The organism is Verrucosispora sioxanthis (assembly GCF_010560025.1).
GTDB lineage: Bacteria > Actinomycetota > Actinomycetes > Mycobacteriales > Micromonosporaceae > Micromonospora > Micromonospora palythoicola.
The window spans coordinates 157,002-182,609 of record NZ_SAIY01000003.1 but is presented as its reverse complement, the minus strand read 5'-3'; the positions used below and the strand labels follow the sequence as shown (position 1 = coordinate 182,609).

Genomic DNA, 25,608 nt, shown 5'->3' with positions numbered 1-25,608 from the left:
CAACCTCCGCCCTGCTCGCTCGTCGTCCTACCGTCAGGAGGCGACCGGTGCCGACACGTCTCCACTGCCCGGGGTGAAGTCGGCCGGGATCGGCCGGCCCGGGTAGTACTGCTCCTGAAGGCGGGTCCAGGTGCCGTCGGCGATCACCTCGTCGAGCGTCTTGTTCAGCGCCTCGCGCAGCGCGTCGTTGCCCTTGGCGAAGGCGTACGCCGTCGGTGCCGGGCTGAGTTCCTTCGCCGCCACCGTGATCTTGCCGCCGCTGTCCGCCGCGGTCTTCTCACCGATCTCGGCGGGGGCGATCCACGCGTCCGCGGTACCGGCCTTGAGCTGGTTGATCGCGCCGTTGTAGTCGGGTACGCGGACCGGGTCCAGCCCCTTGTTCGTGGCGTAGTCGTCCTGGACGGTGCCCTGCACGACCACCACCCGCTTGCCGGGCAACTCGTCGAAGCTGCGCAACGTCGATCCGGCGGGCACGTCGAGCCCGAAGTAGCCGAAGTCGTACCCGTTGCCGAAGTCCACGGTCTTCTTGCGCGCCTCGGTGATGGTGATCGAGGAACTGCCGACGTCGAACTTCCGGTTGCCGACCTGGGCGAGCAGGGCGGAGAAGTCGGTGCCGACGAACTCGACCTTCAGACCGAGCTTGTCGGCGGCGGCGACAAGCAGGTCGTTGTCGAAGCCGGTGAACTCGCCGTCCTTCAGGTACACGTTCGGCGGGGCGTCGGTGAGCGTGCCGGCCCGCAGCACGCCCGGCTGCACCAGGCCGTACGGGTTGTCGGCGGCGCTGCCGGCGGAGTCGGAGCCGCAGGCGGTGAGGGTGGCGGCACCGAGGATCGCGGCGACACCGACGGCGGCGGCGCGGGTCAGGGCAGGAAGGAATCGCACAGGTGTCTCCTGGTTGAGCTGCGGCGGGCACGGACGTGCCGCACCGACGGTCCGCCGCAGGGCGGACCGCTGGGATGGGATCGATGGCAGAGGGTCAGCCGACCCGTGGCGGATCGGTGACGGGGAGCGACGCGGTCAGCTACACGCGGCGCTGCACACCCGCATCATGTCGACGTGCCGACGCCGGGTCAGGCCCGGGCGGGCCACAGAACGATCGCGGTACGACATGGTGCTCCTCAAGGTCGTGATGACCTGGGAACCCAGGCCACGCTTGCACCGGAGAACGCTCCGGCGCCTGGTCCTCACCCGGGGCACCCCTGCGCGGACGAGGGTTGCCGGCCAGCAAGCCGGGGCTTCGCGCTGGCACTCATGACCTGCCACCGACGCTATCAGCCCTCGCCCGCCCACCGTCCACCCGCTATGACCACCCTCACCCCAAGGCCAAGCTCGGTTGATCATGAGGCTGGCGGCGAAGTTGATCTATCCGACTGCCGCTAACCTCATGATCAACGCTGGTGGGCGTTTGGGTGGGCGGCCGGTCGGGGTGTTGCCGGGGGAGTGGGTGATCCTCTACGGTCTGCTCAGCGGTGGGCGGTGCGGTCCGCATCCGATGACACCGCCGGTGGTCCGTCACGTGGGCCGGGAGGGTGGAACTCCCAGGTCCTCAGCGCGTGACGGTCGGGCCGGCGGGCGAACCCCCGAACCGTGCGGCGGCGCGTCGAGGCGCCGGGCCGGCGGCGTCGGGAGCGCGGACATCCACCGGGAGCACCCGTGTATCTCACCCCGCACGAGCAGGACCGTCTGCTCGTTCACGTGGCGGCCGATGTCGCCCGGCGTCGCCGCGAGCGCGGCCTGCGCCTCAACTATCCGGAAGCCGTCGCGGTGATCACCGCCTTCCTGCTCGAAGGGGCCCGCGACGGTGCGTCCGTGGTCGACCTGATGGCCGCCGGACGCACCGTGCTCAGCCGCGATGACGTGCAGGACGGCATCCCCGAGTTGCTGAGGGAGGTGCAGGTGGAGGCGACGTTCCCGGACGGCACCAAGTTGGTGACGGTGCACCACCCGATCCCGTGATCCCCGGGGAGATCCTGCCGGCCGATGGACCGGTGGAGATCAACGCCGGACGCCCGGTGACCACGCTGCTGGTGGTCAACACCGGCGACCGGCCGGTGCAGGTCGGGTCGCACTACCACTTCGCGGAGGCCAACCCGGCGCTGGACTTCGACCGGGACGCCGCCTGGGGGCAGCGGCTCGCGGTACCGGCCGGCACCTCGGTGCGGTTCGAGCCTGGAGTGAGCCGCCGCGTCGACCTGGTGCCGCTGGGCGGCGCACGGATCGTGCCGGGCCTGCGCGGCGAGTGCGCCGGATCGCTGGACGAAGGACGGACGGCATGAGCGCGCGGATCAGCAGGTTAGACCCGCCGCCTGGCGGCATGGAGCGAAGTGGAGTGCCGGCATGAGCATGGTGGAGCGGGACCGCTACGTCGCCCTGTACGGCCCGAGCACCGGCGACCGGATCCGGCTGGCCGACACGAACCTGCTGATCGAGATCGAGCACGACCACTGTGCCGGCGGCGACGAGGCGGTCTTCGGTGGCGGCAAGGTGATCCGTGAGTCGATGGGCCAGTCCCGGGCCACCCGCGCCGAGGGCGCCCTGGACACCGTCATCACCGGTGCGGTCGTCCTCGACCACTGGGGGGTGGTGAAGGCCGACGTCGGGCTGCGCGACGGGCGGATCGTCGCGCTGGGCCGGGCCGGCAACCCGGACACCATGGACGGTGTCCACCCGGACCTGGTGATCGGCCCGGCCACCGAGGTGATCGCCGGTAACGGCCGGATCCTGACCGCCGGTGCGGTCGACACCCACGTGCACTTCATCTGCCCGCAACTTGTCACCGAGGCCCTGGCCAGCGGGGTCACCACCCTGGTCGGCGGTGGCACCGGCCCGGCCGAGGGCACCCGGGCCACCACCGTCACCCCGAACGCGTGGCACCTGGCCCGGATGCACGAGGCCCTGGACACGTTCCCGGTCAACGTGCTGCTGCTCGGCAAGGGCAACACCGTCTCGGAGGAGGCGCTGTGGGAGCAGTTGCGGGCCGGGGCCGGCGGGTTCAAGCTGCACGAGGACTGGGGCACCACCCCGGCGGCGATCGATGCCTGTCTGCGTGTCGCGGACGCCTCCGGCGTGCAGGTCTCCATCCACACCGACACCCTGAACGAGGCCGCGTTCGTCGCCGACACGCTGCGCGCCATCGGCGGACGGGCGATCCACTCGTACCACACCGAGGGGGCCGGTGGCGGGCACGCGCCGGACATCATCACCGTCGCCGGTGAGCCGAACGTGCTGCCGTCGTCGACGAACCCGACCCGCCCGTACACCCGCAACACCCTCGCCGAGCACCTCGACATGCTGATGGTCTGCCACCATCTCAACCCGGCGGTGCCGGAGGACCTGGCGTTCGCCGAGAGCCGCATCCGGCCGTCCACGATGGCCGCCGAGGACCTGCTGCACGACCTCGGGGCGATCTCCATCATCGGCTCCGACTCGCAGGCGATGGGCCGCATCGGGGAGATCGTGCTGCGTACCTGGCAGAGCGCGCACGTGATGAAGGCCCGGGTGGGCGCCCTGCCCGGGGACGGGGCCGCCGACAACCACCGGGCCCGCCGGTACGTCGCGAAGTACACCATCTGCGCGGCCATGGCCAACGGCCTCGACCACGAGATCGGGTCGGTGGAGCCGGGCAAGCTCGCCGACCTGGTGCTGTGGGAGCCGGCGTTCTTCGGCGTACGACCGCACCTGGTCATCAAGGGCGGCATGATCGCGTACGCCCAGATGGGTGACGCGAACGCCTCGATCCCCACGCCGCAGCCGATGCTGCCCCGGCCGATGTTCGGCGCGTACGGCGGCGCGGCCGCCGCGACCAGCCTGGCGTTCGTCGCGCCCGCGGCGCTCGAGGCCGGGCTGCGGCTGGACGTGCGGCGGCGGGTGGTGCCGGTGGCCGACGTACGCTCGCGCGGCAAGGCCGACCTGCCGGGCAACGACGCGCTGCCCCGCATCGAGGTCGACCCGGACACCTTCACGGTCCGGATCGACGGTGTGGTGGTGGAGCCGGATCCGGTGGCCGAACTACCCATGGCCCAGCGGTACTTCCTGTTCTGATGGCCGCCACGACGATGCTGCTGCTCCTCGCCGACGGGCGGTTTCCGGCCGGTGCGCACGCGCATTCGGCCGGGCTGGAGGCGGCCGTCGCCGCCGGCCGGGTGACCGACCTGGACACGCTGGGGGAGTACCTGCGGGGTCGGCTGGCCACCGCGGGACTTGTCGCGGCCGCGTTCGCGGCGGCGGCCCGTGGTGCGGCCTGGTCGGCGGGCCGGGCCGCCGCGCTGGCCCGGCTCGACGCCGAACTGGACGCCGGACCGCCTCGCCCGCCCAGCGGTCGGTGTCCCGCCGGCAGGGGCGGGCACTGCTGCGGGCCGGTCGCCGGATCTGGCCAGCGGTCACCTTCGACGACCTGCCCGCCGCAGCGGACGGGCCACACCAGCCGCTGGTGCTGGGACTCGTCGGTGCCGCCGCCGGCCTCGATCCCGGGCAGGTGGCCACGGTCGCCGCCCACGCGACGGTGACCGGCGCCGCCAGCGCCGCCGTACGCCTGCTCGGCCTGGACCCGTACCAGGTGCAGGCCCTGCTGGTGCGGCTCGCCGGTGCCTGCGACGCCACCGCGGCGCGGGCGGCGCGCGCCGCCGACGAACCACCGGAGCGGCTGCCCGCCGCCGCCGCTCCGCTCGCCGACATCCACGCCGAAGCTCACGTCACCTGGGAGGTGCGTCTCTTTGCGTCCTGAATTCGATCACGACGAGTCCGTTCCCCACACCCACCCCGAGCCGGGAGTCGACCCGCACGCCCCGCTGCCCGCCGCCGCGCGGGCGTTGCGGGTCGGCATCGGCGGGCCGGTCGGCTCCGGCAAGACGGCCCTGGTCGCGGCGCTGTGCCGGGCGTTCGCCGGTGAGCTGCGCCTCGGTGTGGTGACGAACGACATCTACACCACCGAGGACGCCGACTTCCTCAAGCGCGCCGGGGTGCTCGACCCGGCGCGGATCCGGGCGGTGGAGACGGGCTGCTGCCCGCACACCGCCATCCGCGACGACATCGGCGCCAACCTCGACGCCGTCGACGACCTGACCGACGCGCTGGGTCCGCTGGACCTGGTGCTGGTGGAGAGCGGCGGCGACAACCTGACCGCGACATTCAGCCGGGGCCTGGTCGACCGGCAGATCTTCGTGGTGGACGTGGCCGGCGGGGACAAGGTGCCCCGCAAGGGCGGCCCGGGGGTGACCGCCGCCGACCTGCTGGTCATCAACAAGACGGACCTGGCGCCGATGGTCGGTGCCGACCTGTCCGTGATGGACCGGGACGCCCGGGCCCGCCGGGGCGACCTGCCCACGGTTTTCCAGTCCATCAGCGAGGATCCCCTGGCCACCCGGGTCGCCGCGTGGATCCGGCACGAACTGGCCCACCACCGGGCCGCGCAGTCCATGCCCGCCGGCCCGGTACCCGCCGGACAGGCCTGATGCGGGCCACCGCCCGGCTGGTGGCCCGGCCGACCGGCACGGCCGCACCGTGCTGGCGGAACTGCGCGGCGAGAGCCCGCTGCTGCTGCGCCAGGTGCCGACCCCGGGCGATGGTGTCACGGTGTACATCGTCGGCGGGGCGGCCGGTCCGCTCGCCGGTGACGATCTGCGCCTGGACGTCGAGGTCGGCCCCGGCGCGGCGGTACGCGTGCACACGGTGGCCGCGTCCGTCGCGCTGCCGGGGCGTCCCGGCGCGGTGTCCCGGATGCTGGTCCGGGCCACCGTCGCCGACCGGGCGGCGTTGTACTGGCTGCCCGAGCAACTGGTCGCGGCGGCCGGCTGCGCGCACGTCGCCGATTCGCAGGTGGACGTCGCCGAAGGCGGCGTCCTGCACTGGCGGGACGAGTTGATCTGCGGTCGACACGGCGAGCGGCCCGGCAACGTCGAGATCAACACGTGGGTCGACCTGGAAGGTCGGCCGCTGCTGCGGCAGTCGCTGACGGTAGGGCCGAACGCCGCCGGCTGGGCTGGCCCGGCGGTGCTGGCCGGTGCGCCCGCCACCGGCTCACTGTTGATCGTGGACCCGACCCGACCGGAACAGCCGCCCGCGGTGTGCGGTACGCGGGCCCGGCTGCCGCTGGCCGGTGGACCGGCGACCCTGTGGAGCGCCACCGCGCCGGACGCGCACACCCTGCGGGAGTACCTCGAATCGCAGACCGCGCTGGATACCATCGCTGCGTCGGGCGAGGCAGAGGAGCGTGCGGTTGTACGAGTTGGGTGAGGTCGTCGCCGAGCGGCGGATCGCGGTGGTTCTTCCTGACGGTGGCACGTCGGAGCTGGTGGTCCGTTTCGGCAAGCCGCACCCCGACCCGTTGCCGGGCGGCGACTGGTGCTGCCCGTTCCAGATCGAAGGGCTGGGCGACGGTGCGGTCGACGCCGCGTTCGGGGTGGACTCCCTACAGGCGATGCTGCTGGCCGCGTACCGCGTGCGGCTGCTGCTGACCGAACACGCCGAGCAGACCGCGGCTCGACTGGACTGGCTGGGACAGCCGGAACTCGGCCTGCGCGTCGATCCGGGCCTGGTGCTCCAGGACGTCACCACCCGCGACGCCTACCTCGCCGCCGCCGACATCACCGCCGCGCTGCTGCGTACGCCGCTGCTGGCCGAGCGTTGGACGTCGCCGAGTGCCCTGCCGTACTACTCGACCGGCGGCCTGGCCCGGCACCTCGCCAACCAGATCACCCGAACGGCGGAACTGCTCGACGCCCCGCCCGGGCACACCGCGATCGACGTCCTGGCCCACTTCACCGGCAGCGGCTGGGTGACCACCGGTGCCGACGAGGCGGACAACACCGACATCCGCGAGCGTGGCGAACGGGCCGCCGCCGAGACCACCGCCGACCGGCTCGCCGCCGAGGTCGACGGGTGTCTGGCAAGGCTGCACCGCACGGTGCCGGCGCAGCCGCCCTACCGGATCGTCGACCTCGGCGACTGGGGACTGACCGTCGACGACTTCCTGCTGACCCGGTTGCTGGAGATGGTGGTGCACGGCGACGATCTGGCGGTCAGCCTCGACCTGCCGACGCCCGAGATGCCGACGGCCGCCACCGAGCTGACCACCGACCTGCTCACCCGCATCGCCGCCTGGCGGCACGGTCCCCTCGCGGTGGTGCGGGCACTGTCCCGCCGGGAACGGGCCCCGGAGACCATCAGCGCACTCTGACCACTTGATCTGCGCCACCAGCCCGGAACGGGTCTGCTCACACCCGGGCTCCTCGGCCATCGTCTGCCGGCAGCCCACCCGCGGCCTCCGGTAGGCGGGCCACCTCGGCCGGCTCGCGACAGATCCCGGCGCGGCCAGGTCGGCTGTCCTTTGTGGTCATATGGCAGGGTGTGTCGGGTGCCGGTGCTCGTCGGCGCCGGTGTAAACCCTGGGGAGAGTCAATGACCATGCGGATCAGTCGTCGGGCAGCGATCGGGTTCGGTGCGGCAGCGGTGACAGTGGCGGCAACGCCGTCCGGCGCGGTGGCCGCTCCGGGGGACGGCACCATAACTGCCGACGGCGGGATGTCGCCGCGAGAGGTGATCCGCCGGACGTACCGGCGGCAGAAGGCCCGGGCCGGCGGGGTGTGGCGCTCGCACGTCGCGATGGTGGACGAGTCCGGCGCCCTGCGGACCGTGCTCGCCGACGACGCCGACCGGGTCACGCACGGGTACAGCGTGCAGAAGCTCGCGGTCGCGGTGGCCGCCATGGACAAGATCGACCGCGGTGAGCTGCGGCTCGACCAGCGTCTCGACCTCACCGCCGACATCATCCTCGGTGGCAGCGGGATCTACTTTCTGCAGACGGTCTGGGGTGACGAGGTCACCGTGGCGAACTTCCTCACCGCGATGCTGCTCGTCTCCGACAACACCGCGGTGCGGATGTGCGGCCGGGTGGTGCCGGCGCTGGAAATCAACGAGATCCTGGCGGCCAAGGGCTTCACCCACACCCGGGTCGAGCCGGTGGCCAACCCGAACCGGTTCTTCCTCGGCGTCACCACCCCGCGCGAGACCCATGACCTGCTGTGGCGGCTGGCCAACAAGACCCTGCTCTCGGCCCGGTCGAGCGACTTCCTGCTCGGCATCCTGCGCTGGATCAACGGCTACCACGACGGGATCCGCCGCGACATGTCCTCCGCGGAGCGCAGCCGGGTCGCCACCAAGTACGGCGCCGACTTCGACTCCTCGGGTGCCGCCCGGCACGAGGTCGGGATCATGTTCGACGCGACCGGCGCGCCCACCCTGACGTACGCGTTCTTCGCCGACTCCCTCGGCGACCTGGACAACTACGGCGGTACCCACCCGGCCGTACGCGCCCACGCGGCCCTGGGCCGAACCATGTTCGACACCATCGCCCGAACCACCAACCCCGCCCCGCGCGCCCGCCACTCCGTCCAGCGGTTCCGCCCTGTCAACGGCGGCTGATCGAGCCTGACCATCTGGCTCGGTCGATCCCGTGCGTTTCCCGCCTGGTTACGGGCAGTAGCGGACCGCGCATAATGGAGTGATGCTTCGTCGCTGGCGCAGACCGTTCCACAGTCCCAGGCGTGGCCAGTACGTGCTGGCCGACGCCCTTGCGGGCAACGCCCACGCCCGGGCCAGAATCGACCGGTGGTGGGCGGCCGGTGGCGCCGGTCGCGACCGGGTCTGGCGTGGTGCGTGGTTCTTGCTGAGCGACGCGTACTTCAGGTTCGGCAATCACGAGCGGCCGGAGCAGGTCGCTCCGGTGCTGGAGTTCCTGCTCGAACCCGACCCCACATCCGGGTACCTTCCGCGGGTGCGGTTGACCGCCTGCCTTCCGCAGACCGCCGCCGACCCGCCGCAAGGCCTGTACGAGGGCGACCCGTACGTACGGCGGCTGGTTCAGGCCGCGCTCGCGTTTCCCGATCTCGAACTGCGCCGACGGCTGGCCGAGCTGATGTCGGTCACCGACCAGCCCGGGCTGCTGGACGCCCTGGAAATCGAGTTCCGATCGCGGGCGCGGCTGGACTCGACCTACGTCGGCGCGGCACCGCCCGGCCACGAAACCCTGTGCAACCTGTGGTACGGGGGCGAGCCGACCGCGTTGCTGCGGATCGTCTGCGCCAACCCCCATCTGCCCCGCCCGTCCGCCGATCCCGGGGACGTCAACCTGGTTCTGCTGCCGCTTGTCAAGGACCGGCTCGATCTGCTGCCGGCGTTCGACCAGGCCGTCCTGGCCCAGCGACTGCTGAGGTGTCTCGACACCTGGCTGCCGGAGGAGGTCCACGACCGGTGTCGCCGTGCGTTGCGGGAGCTGTCTGCCCGAGATGGTGTCGCCGTGGTCTGTAAGCAGGCCATGCTCGGCGACACCGAGGCGACCGCCGCGGTCCGTGCCGCCGGGCACCGGCCGGCTCACCCCGCCTGGCTGCCCCTCTTCCTGCTCCTCACCCGGCAGTTCGCGGCCTACCGCGAGGCCGATCCGGAGGGGCGGGTGCTGCAACTGGCGTGCTTCGCCAGCGAGTGGGGGAGCGCGGACGAGGACGTCCTCGACGAGTTGCAGGTCGAGGAGAAGGCCATCATCGATCGGGTTCTGCGCGTCCTGGAGACGGATCTGCCGGACGACGTGGCCGCATCCGTGCGCCGGTCCCTGCGCGACCTTGGCCCCTCGGGCTCCTCTCTGGACGACGACTTCTGCCGCCGGGCGATGCGAAGGGCGCTCCTGACGCACGCGGCCACGCTGGTGCCCGAGGCGGTGGCGGCCGTGGTCGACGCGGGGTACCTGCCCGAGGATGACGACGAATCGGCGCTGCCGGTGCTCTTCCTCACCGAGCAGTTCGAGCGGTACGACCGTGAGGACCCCGACGGCACCCGGCTACGCGCCATCATCGCCACGCAGTCCTATCTCTACGAGCACGAGCACTTCCGGACCGTCGCACGACGCAACAGTCGCCCCGACCCGTGGCCTGCGCCGGCACCATGGACGTCGGATACCCGGTCGTCGACCCGGCACGCCACCACCTGGCCGAGCAGCTTCGGTCACTTCTGAGCCCGCTCGTGTGGCCGGTCGGTCTGGTGGTCTGGCCGCCGTGGCTGCCCGAACCGTCGTCGTTTCCGCGGTCGAGCGCGTTCAGGAGCCGACCGGGACGTGCCGGCGCTTCGGATCGAGGTGCCGGATCAGCTCGTCGAGGCGTGCCGCCAGGTCGGCGTCACCGGGTAGTTCGGCCAGTTCGTCGCGGATCCGTGCGGAGAGGCGCTCGTGCTCGCGGCGACCTCGGACGGTGAGGTAGGCGCGGATGCGACGCCGGTCGATCGGATCGACCCGGCGGAAGACGAGGTTACGGTCGACGAGCTGGTCGACCAGCTTCGTCAGCGTGCCGGGCGGCAGCGACGCCTCGGCGGCGACCTCGCTCATCGGGTGCCCGAGACCGTCGGCGAGCAGGCAGAGCACCCGCCACGCCTCGATGGTGAGCGACTCGGCGGCGAGCACCCCGCCGACCCGGCGCGAGAGCAGCCGCTCGGCGCGGGTGAGCAGGGGTAGTAGGTCGGCTGCGGAACCGGGAAGGTCTGACATGGCACTCCCGCCTCGCTGATGCGTTGTCATCGTACCGAGATGTCCCGCTGGCTGGGAGGGCTGGTCTTCCACCAGCGGCGGCGGCCACCATGTGTTCATGTCCGCGCCGGCACCAGGGTCCGGACGCCCGCAGGCAGGGGAGAGCATCGCCGCCGGGGCGTCCTGGCTGACCGTCGACCGGGGCGTGGTCAGCATCGCGTTGGTGTACCCGATGCGTGGGCCGGCGGGCATGTTCGGTCCGAGCTGTGAACTCTGCGCGCAGCTCGCGGTCGAGGAACTCAACCGGCGTGGCGGCGTACTCGGCCGGGAGCTGCGGCTGGTGCCGGTCGACGGCGGGGCCCCGCCGGCCGAGGTGGCCGCCGAGGTCGAGGCGCTGGTGTCGGTGGGCGCGGTGCAGGGCGTCACCGGCTGGCACATCTCCTCGGTGCGCCAGGCGGTGGCGCCGCGCATCGCGCACCGGGTGCCGTACGTCTACACCGCCCTGTACGAGGGGGGCGAGCGTACCGAGGGTGTCTTCCTGACCAGCGAGACGCCGGACGCGCAGCTGTGGCCGGCGATGCGGGTGCTCGCCGGGGATCTGGGGGTGCGGCGCTGGTTCGTGGTCGGCAACGACTACGTCTGGCCACGTCGGACCACCCGGGCGGCGCACCGGTACGCGCTGCGCAGCGGCGGGCGGGTGGTCGGCCAGCACTTCCTGCCGCTGGAGACCCACGACTACACCGAGGTGCTGCGGCGCGTCGAACACAGCGACGCCGACGCGGTGCTCATGCTGCTCGTGGGCGCGGACGCGGTGCGGTTCAACCGGGCGTTCGCGCGGGCCGGTCTGGACCAGCGGTGCCTGCGCCTGAGCACCCTGATGGACGAGAACATGCTGCTGGCCAGCGGCGCCGCCAACACCCGGGGGTTGTTCAGCGCGGCGGGTTTCTTCGCCGGCCTGGTGACACAGGAGAATCTGGACTTCCACGGCAGCTTCGGTCGTCGCTTCGGGCTGGAGGCACCGCCGCTGGGCAGCCTGGGGGAGTCCTGCTACGAGGGCGTGATGTTGCTGGCCGCGCTTATCGCCAAGGCTGGCACGCTCGACGTACGGGCGGTGGAGGCCTCCGCCGGCGTGGTGACCTACGACGGACCGCGCGGCGAGTTGCGGCTGCGTCGCCGGCACGTGCGTCAGCGCATCTACCTGGCCGAGGCCGACGGCCTGGACTTCACCGTCCTGACCGAACTGTGATCTCCGCCGGGCGTGACCGGACCGTGTCTTGACAGGTTCGTCGGCCGGCGGCCAAGATACTTCCTACGTGAAGCATCCGATCGTCGCGTCGGATATCACCACCGTCCGGCGATGGACGGAAAAGTGCAGCCGAATGCGGCTGAAAATCGTGTGCCGGTGCCATTCCGCCGATTCTCCTCGGCGATGCGCCGGCATTTTTCGTGCCCTCATCAGCACGGTCGGGCCAGCGGAAACACTCTATTGAGGACCGGGAAACATCCGTGCAATGAAACGGATCGAAGCTTTCCCTGCCCGATATTCGAATCGCCGCCCGGGTCGGTGTCCACCCGCCGTGCCGGGCAGCGCCAACGTTCCGATGGACCGCACCGCAGTTAGACAGATCCGCACTTCGACTCGGGGCCGACGACCGTTCCCGGGCACTGACTGACGTCACACGCGCGACGCAGGGAGATTTGATGACACTGATCCGGGGCCGCCGCATCCTGGCGGGTGCCATGACCCTGGTCGCCGCGGCCGCGCTGGCCGCGTGCGGCAGCAAGACCACCGACGGGAACACCTCGGCGGGAGTCGCCGCCGATGTCTCCGGCGACACCGTGAAGGTGGGCCTGCTCAACTCCCTCTCCGGCACGATGGCCATCAGCGAGGTCACCGTCCGCGATGCGATCATGCTGGCGATCGAGGAGATCAACGCCGCCGGCGGCGTACTCGACAAGAAGATCGAACCTGTCGGCGAGGACGGCGCCTCGGACTGGCCGACCTTCGCCGAGAAGGCCGAGAAGCTGATCCGCGAGGACCGCGTGGCGGCCGTCTTCGGCTGCTGGACCTCGGCCAGCCGCAAGGCCGTCAAGCCGGTGTTCGAGAAGAACAAGGCGCTGCTGTTCTACCCGGTGCAGTACGAGGGTCTGGAGCAGTCGCCGTACATCTTCTACACCGGGGCCACGACGAACCAGCAGATCGTCCCCGGCCTGGACTACCTCAAGGCCCAGGGCGCGACCTCGCTCTACCTGGTCGGCTCCGACTACGTCTTCCCGCGCACCGCAAACAAGATCATCAAGGCGTACGCCGAGGCCAACGGGATGAAGGTGCTGGGCGAGGACTACGCCCCGCTGGGCTCCACCGAGTTCGGCACCATCACGAACAAGGTGAAGTCCTCCGGCGCGGACGCGGTCTTCAACACGCTCAACGGTGACAGCAACGTGGCGTTCTTCAAGGAGTACAAGTCGGCCGGGCTGACCGCCGACAGCATGCCGGTGGTGTCGGTGTCGATCGCCGAGGAGGAGGTCAAGAGCATCGGCACCCAGTACCTGGAGGGCCAGCTCACCGCCTGGAACTACTACCAGACCACGCCCGGGGCGGCGAACGAGAAGTTCGTCGCGGCGTACAAGGCCAAGTACGGGGCGGACAAGCCGACGAGTGACCCGATGGAGGCCGCCTACGTCTCGGTCTACCTGTGGAAGGCGATGGTCGAGAAGGCCGGCACCTTCGACGTGGAGAAGGTCCGGGAGGCTTCCGACGGCATCACCTTCGAGGCGCCCGAGGGGCTGGTCACCGTGGACGGCGCGACCCAGCACATCGCCAAGACGGCGCGCGTCGGCAAGGTCGGTGCGGACGGGTTGATCACGGAGGTCTGGAACTCCGGCGAACCGATCACCCCCGACCCGTACCTCAAGAGCTACCCGTGGGCCGGCGGCCTGAGCTGACCCGGCGGGCCCGGGCGGCGCTCCCGCCCGGGCCCGCACCCACCAGCAGTTCGGAGTACGCACCGTGACAGTTCTCATCGGCCAACTCTTCACCGGCGTCAGCATCGGGGCGGTGCTGCTGCTCATCGCCCTCGGCCTGGCCCTGACCTTCGGCCAGATGGGCGTCATCAACATGGCCCACGGCGAGTTCATCATGGCCGGCGCCTACACCACCTACGTGCTGCAACAGGTCATCACCGCGGCCGGCTGGTCACTGCTGATCGCCCTGCCGGTCGCCTTCGTGGTGGCCGGCGCAATGGGTGTGCTGCTGGAGATGCTGCTGATCCGCCGCCTCTACGCCCGCCCGCTGGACACCCTGCTGGTCACCTGGGGGGTGTCGCTGATCCTGCAACAGCTCGCCCGAGACATCTTCGGCAGCCCCAACGTGCAGACCCGCGCCCCGGAGCTGCTCACCGGAAACATCGCGCTGCCCGGCGGCATCACGGTGGCCAACAACCGGTTGTTCATCCTCGCCCTGGCCGGCGGCGCGGTCGTCGCGTTGACCCTCGCCCTGCGGGTCACCCCGCTGGGGCGCCGGATCCGGGCCGTCGTGCAGAACCGGGACCTGGCGGCTGTCTCCGGCATCCCCACCGCCCGGGTCGACCGGATGACCTTCTTCATCGGCTCCGGCCTGGCCGGCATCGCCGGAGTGGCCCTCACCCTGCTCGGGCCGATCGGTCCCACCATGGGCACCAACCTGATCATCGACGCCTTCCTGGTCGTCGTGGTCGGCGGGATCGGCCAGCTCAAGGGCACCGTCATCGTCGCCTTCGCCCTCGGCGTGCTCCAGGCGACCGGCGAGTACCTCACCACCCTCAGCGTCGCCAAGGTGATGGTCTTCATCGCCATCGTCGCGTTCCTCCAGTGGCGACCCCAGGGCCTGTTCACCCTGCGTACCAGGAGTCTGGCATGACCACCGTCGCCCGAGATCCCGTCGCCGCCACCGACCCGGCGCCGACACCACCGACCAGACCGGCGGCCGGACCGTCCCGGCACCGCTACCGGGCCGCCGTCGGATTCGCCTTCGGCGCGGCCCTGCTCTTCGCCGTCGCGCCGCTGCTGCTGTCGGACTTCCGGCTCTCCCTGCTGGCGAAGTACCTCTGCGTGGCCATGGTCGCGGTCGGCATCGGCCTGGCCTGGGGCCGAGGCGGCATGCTCACCCTCGGCCAGGGCGTCTTCTTCGGCCTCGGCGGCTACGCGATGGCCATGCATCTCAAGCTCGCCGACGCGGGGCCGGGCACCATGCCCGACTTCATGATGCTGTACGGGCAACTGGACGAGCTGCCGCTGTGGTGGCGGCCGTTCGCCAGCCCGTGGTTCGCCCTGCCCGCCACGGTGCTGCTGCCGATGGCGGTCGCCTTCGTACTCGGGTCGTTGGTGTTCCGCCGTCGGGTGCGCGGCGCCTACTTCGCCATCCTCAGCCAGGCCCTCGCCGCCGCCATGGTGATCCTGCTGATCGGCCAGCAGGGCACCACCGGCGGCACCAACGGGCTCACCGACATCCAGGGCTTCTTCGGCTACGACCTGGACGACCCGGTCAACCAGCGGATGGTCTACTTCATCATCGCCGGCACGCTGCTGGCCCTGCTAGCCCTGGCCCGGCACCTGATGCAGAGCCGCTACGGCGAGCTGCTGGTGGCCGTGCGCGACTCGGAGGAGCGGGTCCGCTTCCTCGGCTACGACCCGGCCACCGTCAAGCTCGTCGCGTACGTGGTCGCCGCCGGCATGGCCGGGCTGGCCGGCGCGCTGTTCGTGCCGGCGGTGGGCATCATCTCCCCGGCCCTGATCGGGATCGTGCCGTCCATCGAGTTCGTCATCGGCGTCGCCATCGGCGGGCGCGCCACGCTGCTCGGCCCGGTACTCGGTGCGGTCGCGGTGGCGTGGGCGCGTACCGCCCTGTCGGAGCGCTTCCCGGGCACCTGGACGTACCTCCAGGGCCTGCTGTTCGTGGTGGTGGTGGCGTTCCTGCCCGGCGGCCTGGCCTCGCTGATCGGTCTGGCCCGCCGCCGCGACGACGGCGAACCCCGCCCGAGTCGACTGAGTCGATTTCGACCTCGGCGGCGGGAGGGGGCGGCATGACCGGGCAGTTGCACGGGCTCTACGTGCGTGACCTGCGGGTCAGCTTCGACGGGTTCACCGCCGTCGACGGGGTGTCCCTCGATGTCGCCCCCGGCGACATCCGGTTCCTGATCGGGCCCAACGGCGCCGGCAAGACCACCCTGGTGGACGCGGTCACCGGCCTGGTCCGGGCCACCGGCTCGGTGCGTTTCGGCGACCGGGAACTGCTCGGCCGGCCGGTGCACCGGATCAGCCGGCTCGGCGTCGGCCGCACCTTCCAGACCTCGACGGTGTTCGAGGAGCTGACCGTGTTGCAGAACCTCGACATCGCCGCCGGGGCCCGGCGCGGCTGGGCGACGTTGCTGCGCCGCCGCCACGACGTGCCCGACGAGGTGGCCGAGGCCCTCGACGTGATCGGCCTGGCGAGCCGCGCCGACCAGCTCGCCGGCACCCTCGCCCACGGGCAGAAGCAGTGGCTGGAGATCGGCATGCTGCTGGTGCAGGACACCCGGCTGCTGCTGCTCGACGAGCCGGTCGCCGGCATGAGCCACGAGGAACGCGACGCCACCGGGCAGCTGCTGGAGAAAGTGAGCCAGGACCGCACGGTGGTGGTGATCGAGCACGACATGGACTTCCTGCGCCGCTTCGCGCGTACCGTCACCGTGCTGCACGCCGGCAAGGTGCTCAGCGAGGGCACCGTCGCGCAGGTACAGGCCGACCCACGCGTGCAGGAGGTCTACCTCGGTCACCCGGTCGACGCCGGGTCGGCCCCGACGCACACGGAGGCATGATGCTCGCGATGCGCGGCGTGCACGCCGGTTACGGGCGCAGCCGGGTGCTGCACGGCGTCGACGTGACGGTGCCCGACGACGGGGTCGCCACGGTGCTGGGCCACAACGGAGCCGGCAAGTCCACCCTGCTGCGGGTGGCCGCCGGCCTGCTGCGTCCGACCGCCGGCCGGGTCGAGCTGGACGGCGAGGACATCACCCGGCTGGCTCCGCACGAGCGGGTCGCCCGGGGAATCGCGTACGTGCCGCAGGGGCAGCAGTGCTTCCCGCACCTGACCGCGGCGGAGAACCTGCGCCTGGTCGCCGACGGTCGCCGGGACGGCGCGACGGCCACGGCCGAGGTGCTGGACCTGTTCCCGGCGCTGCGTCCGTTGCTGCGTCGCCGGGCCGGGCTGCTCTCCGGCGGCCAGCGTCAGCAGCTGGCCATCGCCCGGGCACTCATCACCCGACCACGGCTGCTGATGCTCGACGAACCGACCGAGGGCATCCAGCCGTCGGTGGTGACCGAGATCCAGGACCGGATCGTCGCACTCATCGCCCAGAGCGGGTTCAGTGTGCTCCTGGTCGAGCAGCACCTCGGCTTCGCGCTGCGGGTCGCCGACCGCTACCACGTCCTCGAATCCGGCCGCGTCACCTCCGCCGGCGACGGCGGCGCCACCGCCGAACACACCGTCCGGGAGGCCCTCGCGGTCTGACCTCCCGCGATCTTGCACTTTCGGTCGCCGAGATGCCCCTTGTCGCGGCTTTTGTGGCGACGGAAAGTGCAAGATCGGCGAGGTCGGGGGGTGGGCCTTCCGTTGTCGGGGTCGACCGCCTAAGGTGGGTCTGGAAGCGCTCCCACGGTCCCTGGGCAGGACTGTTTCTCGACGTGCTCGCTCCCTCACCCACCACAGAGGAAGTCGCATGTCTGCACGTACAAAACTTCAGGCCGCCGCGACGGTGGCCGTGGCTCTGCTCGGCTTGGCCGCCGCCGCGCCCGCCGCGACGGCGGCGCCGACGGTCGGTGCTCCGGCCGTCGCCGCCGCGCCGACCGCCGACTGGCTGCACACCGACGGCAACCGGATCGTCGACGAGGCCGGCAACCAGGTCTGGCTCACCGGGGCGAACTGGTTCGGCTTCAACGCCAGCGAGCGGGTCTTCCACGGCCTGTGGTCGGGCAACCTCGAATCGATAACCCGCCAGATGGCCCAGCGCGGCATCAACATCGTCCGGGTGCCCATCTCCACGCAACTGCTGCTGGAGTGGAAGGCCGGGCAGACGATCCGGCCGAACGTCAACACGTACGTCAACCCGGAGCTGGAGGGCCTGAACAACCTCCAGGTCTTCGACCACTGGCTCGCCCTGTGCGAGAAGTACGGGCTGAAGGTCATGCTCGACGTGCACAGCGCCGAGGCGGACAACTCCGGCCACGTCTATCCGGTGTGGTGGAAGGGCAGCGTCACCCCGGAACTGTTCTTCCAGGGCTGGGAGTGGATCACCACCCGCTACCGGACGAACGACACCATCGTCGCGATGGACATCAAGAACGAGCCGCACGGGACCCCGAACGATCCCCAGCGGGCCAAGTGGGACTCCAGCACCGACCAGGACAACTTCAAGTACGCGTGCGAGACGGCGGGCCGGCGGATCCTGGCCATCAACCCGAACCTGCTGATCCTCTGCGAGGGCATCGAGATCTACCCGCGCGCCGGTGCCACCTGGAACTCGCCGAACACCAACCCCGACCGCAGCCCCAACTACCACTACAACTGGTGGGGCGGCAACCTGCGCGGCGTTGCCGAGCACCCGGTCAACCTCGGTGCCCAGCAGGACCAACTCGTCTACTCGCCGCACGACTACGGACCGCTGGTGTACGAGCAGCCATGGTTCGAGGGCGACTTCGACAAGGACTCGCTGACCAACGACGTGTGGCGGCCGAACTGGTTCTACATCCACGAGCAGAACATCGCACCGCTGCTGGTCGGGGAGTGGGGTGGCCGGCTGGGGCAGGACGACCGGCAGGACCGCTGGATGGCCGCGCTGCGCGACCTGATGATCGAGAACGGTATTCACCACACCTTCTGGTGCCTCAACCCCAACTCCGGTGACACCGGGGGTCTGCTGCTGGACGACTGGGCCAGCTGGGACGAGACGAAGTACAACCAGATGCTCAAGCCCGCGTTGTGGCAGCACAACGGCAAGTTCGTCGGCCTCGACCACCAGGTGCGCCTCGGCGGCACCGACTCCACCACCGGCATGAGCCTCGCCGAGCGCTACGCCGGCGGGCCCGGCCCCGGCGACACCACCGCGCCGACCGCCCCCGGACGGCCGACCGCCACCGACGTGACCGCCACCTCGGCCACGCTGAACTGGGCGGCGGCCACGGACGACGTGGGTGTCACCTCGTACGAGGTGCTGCGGGCCACCGGATCCGGGGCGGCCACCGTGGTCGGCACGGTCTCCGGGACCACCTACCGGGCGACCGGGCTGAGCGCCTCGACCAGCTACACCTTCACCGTGCGGGCCCGCGACGCGGCCGGCAACGTGTCGGCGGCCTCGCCGGCGCTGACCGTCACCACCCCCGCCGGCAACGGCAACGGTGACGCCGGCTGTGCCGCGACGTACCGGGTCACCAGTTCGTGGCAGGGTGGCTACCAGGCGGAGGTGACCGTCCGTAACACCGGTACGGCGGCCATCTCCGGCTGGACGGTCACCTGGACCGCCCCCGCCGGCACCACGATCGCGTCACTGTGGAACGGCCGGCTCACCACCTCCGGCAGCACGGTGACGGTGCGCAACGAGCCCTACAACGGGCAGCTCGCCGCCGACGCCAGCACCACGTTCGGGCTGACCGGCAGCGGATCGGGTACGCCCTCCGGGTTGACCTGCACCGCGTCCTGACCGGCCGCGTCCCCTGCTCCACCTGCGGATCGTGGGTGGAGCAGGGGCCGTCCGGGGGCGTGACGCCACCTCGGACGGCCCCGCGCGGCCCGGGCCTGGGTGGGCCGCGTCACCGCGTTCGCATCGCCGAGCGTCGGGTCAGGCCAACCGGATGGCGTCACCGTCGACGGTGACGTTCGCGGCGGGCAGCGGCGCCCCCGCCGGGCCACTGCGTACCGAGCCGTCGGCGATGTCGAACACGCTGTTGTGGCAGGCGCAGACGATGGTGCCGTCGGAGACCGAGGTCACCGTGCAGCCCTGATGGGTGCAGGTCGCCGAGTACGCCTTGATGATCCCGTCGGTCGGCTGGGTCACCACCACGCCGGCGTCGGCGAAGATCGCGCCGCCACCGACCGGGATGTCGGCGAGGGTGGCCAGTGCCGGTGGACCGGCGTCCGCGCCGTCGTCGCCCGGGGTGGCGGTGCCGGAGGGATCGGCACCGGAGGTGCCCGACGGGTCGGCGGCACCGGCGGTGCCGGCGGGCGGTGCGGCCGGTGGCGCCGCTGTCGGCTGACCGTACGTCGCGCAACCGGCCAACGCGGCCACGCCCACCGCGCCGGTACCGGCCAGCAGGGCGCGTCGCGACCGGCAGCAGCCAGCCTGCTCGTGTTTCATCTGCGGTGCCTCGCCTTTCCGGGGATCAGAACTGGATGCCGAACGTGGTGAAGTACCAGACCGAGGAGGTCAGGAAGACACCGATCAGGGCGACGAACACGGCCCCGCCGACCGTGGGGAGCACCCAACCGGCGAGGCCCCGCTTGGGCAGGGTCAGCATCTTGGTGGCGAACGCCCCGAAGAAGAAGCAGCCCAGCAGGGAGTGCAGCAGCGTACGGGTGTCGTAGTCGGCGAAGCCGAGCGCGTAGAGGCAGTGCACCGCGACGGGCACGGTGAGCAGGAACGCGATCCGCCCCGACCAGCGGTGCGCCGCGCCGGCCCAGGACGGGGAGAAGCCACCGAGCCGACCCCACATCGCCAGCGCGGACAGCAGTTGGATGACGGCGAAGAACGCCGCCCCGGTGCCGAGCCACACCTTCACCGTCAGCGGCGAGGAGAAGCCGGCCACGTTCACGGCGATGCCGGTGGGAGTGTGGGTGCGTCCGTAGACGCCCAGCGCCACCGCCACCCCGGCCCCGACGACAAGCGGCACCAGCAGCGAGGGCCGCCGTCTCGGTGGGCTCGGCGGCGGGGCCCCGAAGTCGCGCATCACCTCGATGGTGGGCTCGGAGGCCCGGCGGGGCACGGTGCGTGCCCCGCCCTGCCGATGCTGGGACATCACCGCGCCCCGGGGATGACCGGTTCGGCGACGAGGGTTACGCCGTCGACCACCGTGCTGTTGAAGGCGGGGTCCAGCGGTGGAGCCGGAATGGGCTTGCCGTTCCAGGTGACGATGCCGATCTGGGTGCCGTCGGGCAGCATGATCCAGCCGCCGTCGAAGCCGGCCTTACGGGTCTCGTCGGTCACCCGGTAGATCGCCGGCGCGGTGCCCGAGCCGGACTTCACCACCGCCTCGTCGGTCGACGTGTCGTCGGGTCGGGCGGTGAACTTCCAACGCCGTACGCCGACGATCATCTCGCCGCTGGCGCGGTCGCCCCGGATGACGCCGGTCAGCTTCGCGTCCTTGCCGGTCAGCTCGATCTTGCCGTCGCGCACCGTGCCGGACAGCCACAGCTCCATGCTCCGACCGTCGCAGACGTACGCCTCGGCCTTGCCGTCCTTGACGGTGATGGCGATGGTGGCCCCGTTCTCGAGTTCACCGATCCAGTTCTGCTCGACCGACGTCACCTCGGTGCCGGCCGACGAGCTGTCCGGGTCCGTCGGTGGCGAGGTGCCGGCCGGTCGGCGGGCGTCGGCGTCGCTCGGTTCCTCGTCGGGCGCAGCCGCGTCGGGGTCCGCCTCGGCGTCGGCGTCCGCCGCCGCGTCGGCGGGTGGGGCCGGCGCGGCGGCCGGCGCACCGCCGCCGGCGGCGGGTTGGGTGCCCGGCGGGGATGCCTGTGCACTCATCGTGAACAGCACGGCAGCCGTCACCGCCCCCGACAGGAGGGTGAGCAACGGGGTCAGGCGCTTCATGGGCCACTCCCTTCGCACAGAGGTACGGGCGGAGGTGGTGGATGGGTTCAATCAGGCGCCAGGAAACCTCTCGCGGGATGTCGCCAGTGCCCGGTTAGGCCATGTTTTCTCGTCCCTCGCGTGGGATAACCGTAATCGGCAACATCGGCGAATGTCACTTCCATGTCACATGTCATCCAGTGACAGGATGCATCCAAAGCGATAAGCTTCCGGTCGTTGGATCCGCCGGTACGGGGGCCGCGGAGCCAATGTCTTGCCTGGTAGTCGAGCTGTCCGGGGTGCCAATCGAAGGCTGGAGGGCGGGCCGGCGTCCGCTCCGTGGGTCGGATTTCGTGGGATCGAGAGCCCTCTCGGGCGCGGTTTCGTTAACGCGACGGCAACATCAAGGCATGGCTGGGGGAAGCGCGTGCTTGTCGTACGGTCGTTGGTGCGTGGAGTCGGACGCCCGTGGCCGCCTCGGACGGCGGTGCTCGCCGGGGTGGGGGGCACGCTGGGCATCGGAGCGGTGGGCTCCATCGCGCTGCTGGTCGGTACGCCCCTGCTGATCGCTCCGCTGGGCTCCACCTGCATGATGATCTTCGGGGCGCCGCACGCGCCGTTCGCCCATCCACGCAACGTCCTCGGTGGACACACGATCTGCACCGTGGTCGGCCTGCTCGGCGTACGCGTGCTGGGAAACGCCCCGTGGACGATCGCCGCCGCGGTCGGCCTGGCCATGGCCCTGATGGGACTGACCCGGTCGTTCCACCCGCCGGCCGGCGGCGACACCGTACTGGTGATGCTGGCCCAACCCGGGTGGCTGTTCCTCTTCGTACCTGTCCTGCTCGGCTGCGTGATCCTGCTGGGCATCGCGATGGCCTTCCACAACGCGCACTCCGCCGGTTCCTATCCGGTCTCCTCGGTGCCTACCCGCCGGGAGGTGATCGCTGCCGAGGAGTGAGCAGACCGGCCGGCGGGTGGCACCCGACAGGCAGGGACAGGCCGCATCGTCGTGTCCACGTTGACCTTCCATTCCGTATGTATGACCACCGCATGTCGAGACGGGAGTGACGAGCAGATGCAGCAGGGGGAGACCGAACCGAGCCTGTCGCTCGGGCAGGAGAGGTCCTGGTTCATCGATCAGTACGTGGACGCGCCGGTAGAGGTGCTGGTGGAGCAGGTGCGGCTGCGTGGGCCGCTGCGGGCGGCCACGCTCGCCGCCGCGCTCGGTGACGTGGTCGCCGCCGAAGCCGTGCTCGGCCTGGCGATCGGCACCGCCCAGGGCCGGGCCGACCGGCGGTCGGCGGCACCGGTTCCGGCGGCGCTGGCCGGCGCGGACCTGTCCGGGCTGTCGGACACCGAACGGGAGGAGGCGGTCCGGCGAGCCGTCGGGCGGGCCACCGAGACCCGGTTCGACCTCGGCCGTGGCCCGCTGATCCGCGCCGAACTGCTGCGCCTGGCGGCCGACGAACACCTGCTCCTGCTGATCGCCCACCGTGCCGTGGTGGACCCGGCCTCCTCACGCTCGTCGTCGCCCGCCTCGGTGCGGCCTACCAAGCCCGGCTCGCCGAACCGTCCGGACCGGCCGACACCACCGTCCGGGACGAGTTCGCCGGTTTCGCGCAGCGGGAACGCGCCGCGGCGGAGGCGGCCCGGGTGGTCGCCGGCGCCGCCTGGCGGGAGTACCTCGCCGACGTCGCCCCGCTGGAGCTGCCGACCGACCGGATCCGTCCGGTACAGCCCCACTACGCGGCCGGCACCGCCGACCTGCGGCTGCCGCCGGTGCTGCACGAGCAGGTGGAGAACCTGGCCGCCCGGCTCGGCGTGGCATCGGCCGACGTGCTGCGGGCGTGCTTCCAGTCCCTGCTGCACCGCTGGTCCGGCCAACCGGTGCTGGCACTGGGTGTCAGCGACGAGCGTCGGACGCCGGACACCGCCGGCCTGGTCGGACCGGTGGCGACCTGGCGGGTGCTGCGCAGCGAAACCGACGAGCACACCCCGTTCGCCGCGCTGTGCGCCCCATCCGACACCCCCGAGCCGCTGCCGTTCGAGACGCTGGTCGAGGAGGTACGTCCACCTCGCGATCCGGCCCGCAGCCCGCTGTTCCAGGCGGCGTTCACCGCCCGCCGGGCCACCGCCGCGACCGACTGCTTCGGCGAGCTGACGGTGCTGGCGCAGACCCTCGTACCGGCCGCGGCCACCCTGCCCGACCTGGCGCTGCTGGCCCAGCCCGACCCGGGCGGCACCCGGCTCACCCTGACCTGGCGGGCCGACCTGTTCGACCCGACGACCACCGAGCGGATGCTCGGCCACTACGTGAACCTGCTGCGGGCCGCGGTCGCCGACCCGGACACCGCGGTGCACCGACTGGCCATCCTCGACGATGCCGAGCGGGCCCGGTTGCTCGACGAGTTCAACCGCACCGACGCGCCGTTCCCGCAGGACGTCACCGTGCACGAGCTGTTCGAGGAGCAGGTGCTGCGCACGCCGGACGCCCGGGCGGTCACCATCGAGGGGCGACACCTGACCTACCGCGAGCTCAACGAGCAGGCCAACCGGCTCGCCCACCGGCTGCGCGCCGGTGGCGTCGGGCGGGGCACCCTGGTCGCCCTCTGCCTGGAACGCTCGCTCGAACTCATGGTCGCCGTCGTGGCGGTGCTGAAGTCCGGCGGCGCGTACGTGCCCCTCGACCCGGCGTACCCGACGGACCGGCTGGCCTTCATGCTGGCCGACACCCAGGCCCGCTTCCTGGTCACCCAGCAGCGGCTGCGTGAACTGGCGCCGGTCGGCGAGGACGTCGCGGTGCTCGTGCTCGACGACCCCGCCGACGCCGCGTCGCTGGCCGCGCAGCCCACCGACAACCCGGTGAACGTCAACACCGCCGACGACCTGACCTACATCGTCTACACCTCGGGTTCGACCGGCCGGCCGAAGGGAGTCGAGACGATCCACCGTGGGGTCGTCCGCCTGGTCATCAACACGGACATCCTCCAACTCGACGAGCGGACCAGCTACCTGCAGATATCCCCGCTCTCGTTCGACGCCTGCACGCTGGAGATCTTCGGACCGCTGCTCAACGGCGGACGGGTGGTGCTGCTGCCGCCCGGGGTGCCGACCCCGGCCCGGGTCGCGCGTACCGTCCGCGAGCAGGGAGTGGACACCCTCTGGCTGGTCGCACCGCTGGCGAACCTCACCATCGACACCCACCTGGAGGACCTGCGCGACCTGCGCCAGTTCATGGCCGGCGGGGACGTCCTGTCGCTGCCGCACATCCGTCAGGTGCTGGAGCGGCTGCCACACGTGTCGATGGTCAACGGGTACGGGCCGACCGAGGTGACCGCCTTCAGCGTCAGCCACCGGATCACCTACGTGGACCCGGACTGGCCGTCGATCCCGATCGGGCGGCCGATGCACAACACCACCGCCTACATCCTCGACCCGCTGGGCCAACCGGTACCCGTCGGCGTGTGGGGCGAGTTGTACCTCGGCGGTCCCGGCGTGGCGCTCGGCTACCACAACCGCCCCGATCTCAACGCCGAGCGGTTCCTGCCGGACACCTTCCGCCCGGGCGACGGGAACCGGCTCTACCGCACCGGCGACCGGTGCCGCTGGCTGCCCGACGGCACCATCCAGTTCCACGGCCGGTTGGACACCCAGGTGAAGATCGACGGGCTGCGGGTCGAACTCGGCGAGATCCAGAGCGCGGTGGCCGATGACGAGTCGGTCGCCGCCGCGGTGGTGACCGCACCGGTGATCGGCACGCGACGCACGCTAGTCGCGTACGTCGTGCCGGCCGAGGGGCACACCTTCGACCCCGCCGCGGTGCGGGCCCGGGTGGCGGCCGCGTTGCCCAGTGTCATGGTGCCGGCCCACTACGTCACGATTCCCACCATCCCGCTGACTCCGAACAACAAGGTCGACTTCCGGGCGTTGCCCGCGCCGGAGCTGGCGGCCGGCGGCGCGCACCGACCGCCGGAGACCGGTACCCAGCAGACCGTCGCCGAGATCTGGCAGGAGATCCTCGGTGTACCGTCGGTCGGTCTCGACGACAACTTCTTCGAGCTGGGTGGCCACTCGCTGCGTGCGGTACCGATGATCGCGGCGGTCAGCATGCGGTTCGGCGTCGACCTGGCAGTTCAGGACATCTTTGAGGTACCCGTTCTGGAAGCGCTCGCGACGCGTATCGAGGAGCGCATGCTGGAGGCCATTCCCGCGGAGGAGCTGGAGCGTATGTTCGCAGATATCGGCGGCTGAGGCCGCAATTGCGGGTCGGGGTGGGGAGTGCCGCACCCACCCCGACCGCACAAT

Annotated in this window: 23 protein-coding genes, 2 pseudogenes and 1 riboswitch; of the genes and pseudogenes, 20 read left to right on the top strand and 5 right to left on the bottom strand. The window is 71.3% G+C overall.

Annotated features, from left to right (window positions below; genetic code table 11):
• Positions 1–33: 33 nt before the first annotated feature.
• On the bottom strand, positions 34–882 hold the full coding sequence (locus ENC19_RS10110; protein ID WP_164446930.1) for an ABC transporter substrate-binding protein: 849 nt from the start codon (positions 880–882) through the stop codon (positions 34–36).
• Between the two features lie 262 nt (positions 883–1,144).
• A riboswitch (SAM riboswitch) is annotated at positions 1,145–1,257 on the bottom strand.
• 396 nt (positions 1,258–1,653) lie between these two features.
• On the opposite strand from ENC19_RS10110, the gene ENC19_RS10105 reads away from it, so the two are divergent.
• The 9 genes from ENC19_RS10105 (at position 1,654) to ENC19_RS10065 (ending at position 10,000) form a co-directional block, all read left to right on the top strand.
• Positions 1,654–1,956 carry an urease subunit gamma gene (locus ENC19_RS10105; RefSeq protein WP_164446929.1) on the top strand — a complete coding sequence of 101 codons (303 nt, stop codon included), beginning with the start codon at positions 1,654–1,656 and terminating at the stop codon, positions 1,954–1,956.
• Positions 1,953–2,276, top strand: coding sequence for an urease subunit beta (locus ENC19_RS10100; RefSeq protein WP_164446928.1), 324 nt, complete (start codon positions 1,953–1,955; stop codon positions 2,274–2,276). The genes ENC19_RS10105 and ENC19_RS10100 overlap by 4 nt, the downstream gene beginning before the upstream one ends.
• A gap of 61 nt (positions 2,277–2,337) precedes the next feature.
• A complete protein-coding gene (locus ENC19_RS10095; RefSeq protein WP_164446927.1) occupies positions 2,338–4,041 on the top strand; it encodes an urease subunit alpha in 1,704 nt (567 codons plus the stop codon).
• Positions 3,977–4,723 carry an urease accessory protein UreF gene (locus tag ENC19_RS31335; protein ID WP_328824204.1) on the top strand — a complete coding sequence of 249 codons (747 nt, stop codon included), beginning with the start codon at positions 3,977–3,979 and terminating at the stop codon, positions 4,721–4,723. The genes ENC19_RS10095 and ENC19_RS31335 overlap by 65 nt, the downstream gene beginning before the upstream one ends.
• On the top strand, positions 4,713–5,450 hold the full coding sequence (ureG, locus tag ENC19_RS10085) for an urease accessory protein UreG (protein WP_164446926.1): 738 nt from the start codon (positions 4,713–4,715) through the stop codon (positions 5,448–5,450). The genes ENC19_RS31335 and ureG overlap by 11 nt, the downstream gene beginning before the upstream one ends.
• 49 nt (positions 5,451–5,499) lie before the next feature.
• Positions 5,500–6,231 carry an urease accessory protein UreD gene (locus ENC19_RS10080; protein ID WP_328824203.1) on the top strand — a complete coding sequence of 244 codons (732 nt, stop codon included), beginning with the start codon at positions 5,500–5,502 and terminating at the stop codon, positions 6,229–6,231.
• The gene (locus ENC19_RS10075) at positions 6,209–7,174 is read left to right on the top strand and encodes a maleylpyruvate isomerase N-terminal domain-containing protein (protein WP_328824202.1); all 966 of its coding nucleotides are present in this window, start codon (positions 6,209–6,211) and stop codon (positions 7,172–7,174) included. Before ENC19_RS10080 ends, ENC19_RS10075 begins: the two co-directional genes overlap by 23 nt.
• 221 nt (positions 7,175–7,395) lie before the next feature.
• On the top strand, positions 7,396–8,418 hold the full coding sequence (locus ENC19_RS10070) for a serine hydrolase (protein ID WP_164446925.1): 1,023 nt from the start codon (positions 7,396–7,398) through the stop codon (positions 8,416–8,418).
• An 82-nt stretch (positions 8,419–8,500) separates the two neighbouring features.
• Positions 8,501–10,000, top strand: coding sequence for a hypothetical protein (locus tag ENC19_RS10065; RefSeq protein WP_164446924.1), 1,500 nt, complete (start codon positions 8,501–8,503; stop codon positions 9,998–10,000).
• Between the two features lie 81 nt (positions 10,001–10,081).
• On the opposite strand, the gene ENC19_RS10060 is transcribed toward ENC19_RS10065, so the two are convergent.
• Complete coding sequence (locus ENC19_RS10060) at positions 10,082–10,525, bottom strand: MarR family winged helix-turn-helix transcriptional regulator (protein WP_164446923.1); 444 nt, start codon at positions 10,523–10,525, stop codon at positions 10,082–10,084.
• A gap of 97 nt (positions 10,526–10,622) precedes the next feature.
• Between ENC19_RS10060 and ENC19_RS10055 the strand changes: the two genes are divergently transcribed.
• The 7 genes from ENC19_RS10055 (at position 10,623) to ENC19_RS10025 (ending at position 19,215) form a co-directional block, all read left to right on the top strand.
• Entirely contained in the window at positions 10,623–11,750 is a 1,128-nt protein-coding gene (locus ENC19_RS10055; protein WP_208020858.1) for a substrate-binding domain-containing protein, read from the top strand.
• A 455-nt stretch (positions 11,751–12,205) separates the two neighbouring features.
• Positions 12,206–13,450, top strand: coding sequence for an urea ABC transporter substrate-binding protein (urtA, locus tag ENC19_RS10050; protein WP_208020857.1), 1,245 nt, complete (start codon positions 12,206–12,208; stop codon positions 13,448–13,450).
• A 64-nt stretch (positions 13,451–13,514) separates the two neighbouring features.
• Positions 13,515–14,402: an urea ABC transporter permease subunit UrtB gene (gene urtB / locus ENC19_RS10045; protein ID WP_164446921.1), complete on the top strand. Its 888-nt coding sequence runs from the start codon at positions 13,515–13,517 to the stop codon at positions 14,400–14,402.
• Positions 14,399–15,568 (top strand): urea ABC transporter permease subunit UrtC, encoded by a 1,170-nt coding sequence (gene urtC / locus ENC19_RS10040; protein ID WP_164446920.1) that lies wholly within the window; start codon positions 14,399–14,401, stop codon positions 15,566–15,568. Before urtB ends, urtC begins: the two co-directional genes overlap by 4 nt.
• Entirely contained in the window at positions 15,565–16,338 is a 774-nt protein-coding gene (gene urtD, locus ENC19_RS10035; protein WP_164446919.1) for an urea ABC transporter ATP-binding protein UrtD, read from the top strand. The genes urtC and urtD overlap by 4 nt, the downstream gene beginning before the upstream one ends.
• Before the next feature lie 8 nt (positions 16,339–16,346).
• Positions 16,347–17,030 carry an urea ABC transporter ATP-binding subunit UrtE gene (urtE, locus tag ENC19_RS10030; protein ID WP_235944642.1) on the top strand — a complete coding sequence of 228 codons (684 nt, stop codon included), beginning with the start codon at positions 16,347–16,349 and terminating at the stop codon, positions 17,028–17,030.
• Positions 17,031–17,238: 208 nt separating this feature from the next.
• A complete protein-coding gene (locus tag ENC19_RS10025) occupies positions 17,239–19,215 on the top strand; it encodes a cellulase family glycosylhydrolase (RefSeq protein WP_164446917.1) in 1,977 nt (658 codons plus the stop codon).
• Positions 19,216–19,353: 138 nt separating this feature from the next.
• On the opposite strand, the gene ENC19_RS10020 is transcribed toward ENC19_RS10025, so the two are convergent.
• The 3 genes from ENC19_RS10020 to ENC19_RS10010 all read right to left on the bottom strand — a co-directional run bounded on the left by ENC19_RS10020 (position 19,354) and on the right by ENC19_RS10010 (position 21,321).
• Complete coding sequence (locus ENC19_RS10020) at positions 19,354–19,869, bottom strand: Rieske (2Fe-2S) protein (RefSeq protein WP_164446916.1); 516 nt, start codon at positions 19,867–19,869, stop codon at positions 19,354–19,356.
• Between the two features lie 25 nt (positions 19,870–19,894).
• Entirely contained in the window at positions 19,895–20,458 is a 564-nt protein-coding gene (locus ENC19_RS10015) for a DUF6529 family protein (RefSeq protein WP_164447359.1), read from the bottom strand.
• A 68-nt stretch (positions 20,459–20,526) separates the two neighbouring features.
• A complete protein-coding gene (locus ENC19_RS10010; protein WP_164446915.1) occupies positions 20,527–21,321 on the bottom strand; it encodes a hypothetical protein in 795 nt (264 codons plus the stop codon).
• A gap of 406 nt (positions 21,322–21,727) precedes the next feature.
• On the opposite strand from ENC19_RS10010, the gene ENC19_RS10005 reads away from it, so the two are divergent.
• From ENC19_RS10005 to ENC19_RS30035, 4 genes and pseudogenes are all read left to right on the top strand, one after another.
• Positions 21,728–22,261, top strand: coding sequence for an HPP family protein (locus ENC19_RS10005; protein ID WP_444968364.1), 534 nt, complete (start codon positions 21,728–21,730; stop codon positions 22,259–22,261).
• Positions 22,262–22,342: 81 nt separating this feature from the next.
• A pseudogene (locus ENC19_RS30915) lies at positions 22,343–22,762 on the top strand (hypothetical protein); the annotation flags it as partial.
• 131 nt (positions 22,763–22,893) lie between these two features.
• Positions 22,894–25,155 (top strand): annotated as a pseudogene (locus tag ENC19_RS10000) (non-ribosomal peptide synthetase); the annotation flags it as partial.
• A 3-nt stretch (positions 25,156–25,158) separates the two neighbouring features.
• A complete protein-coding gene (locus ENC19_RS30035) occupies positions 25,159–25,554 on the top strand; it encodes a phosphopantetheine-binding protein (RefSeq protein ID WP_235944694.1) in 396 nt (131 codons plus the stop codon).
• Positions 25,555–25,608: the final 54 nt, after the last annotated feature.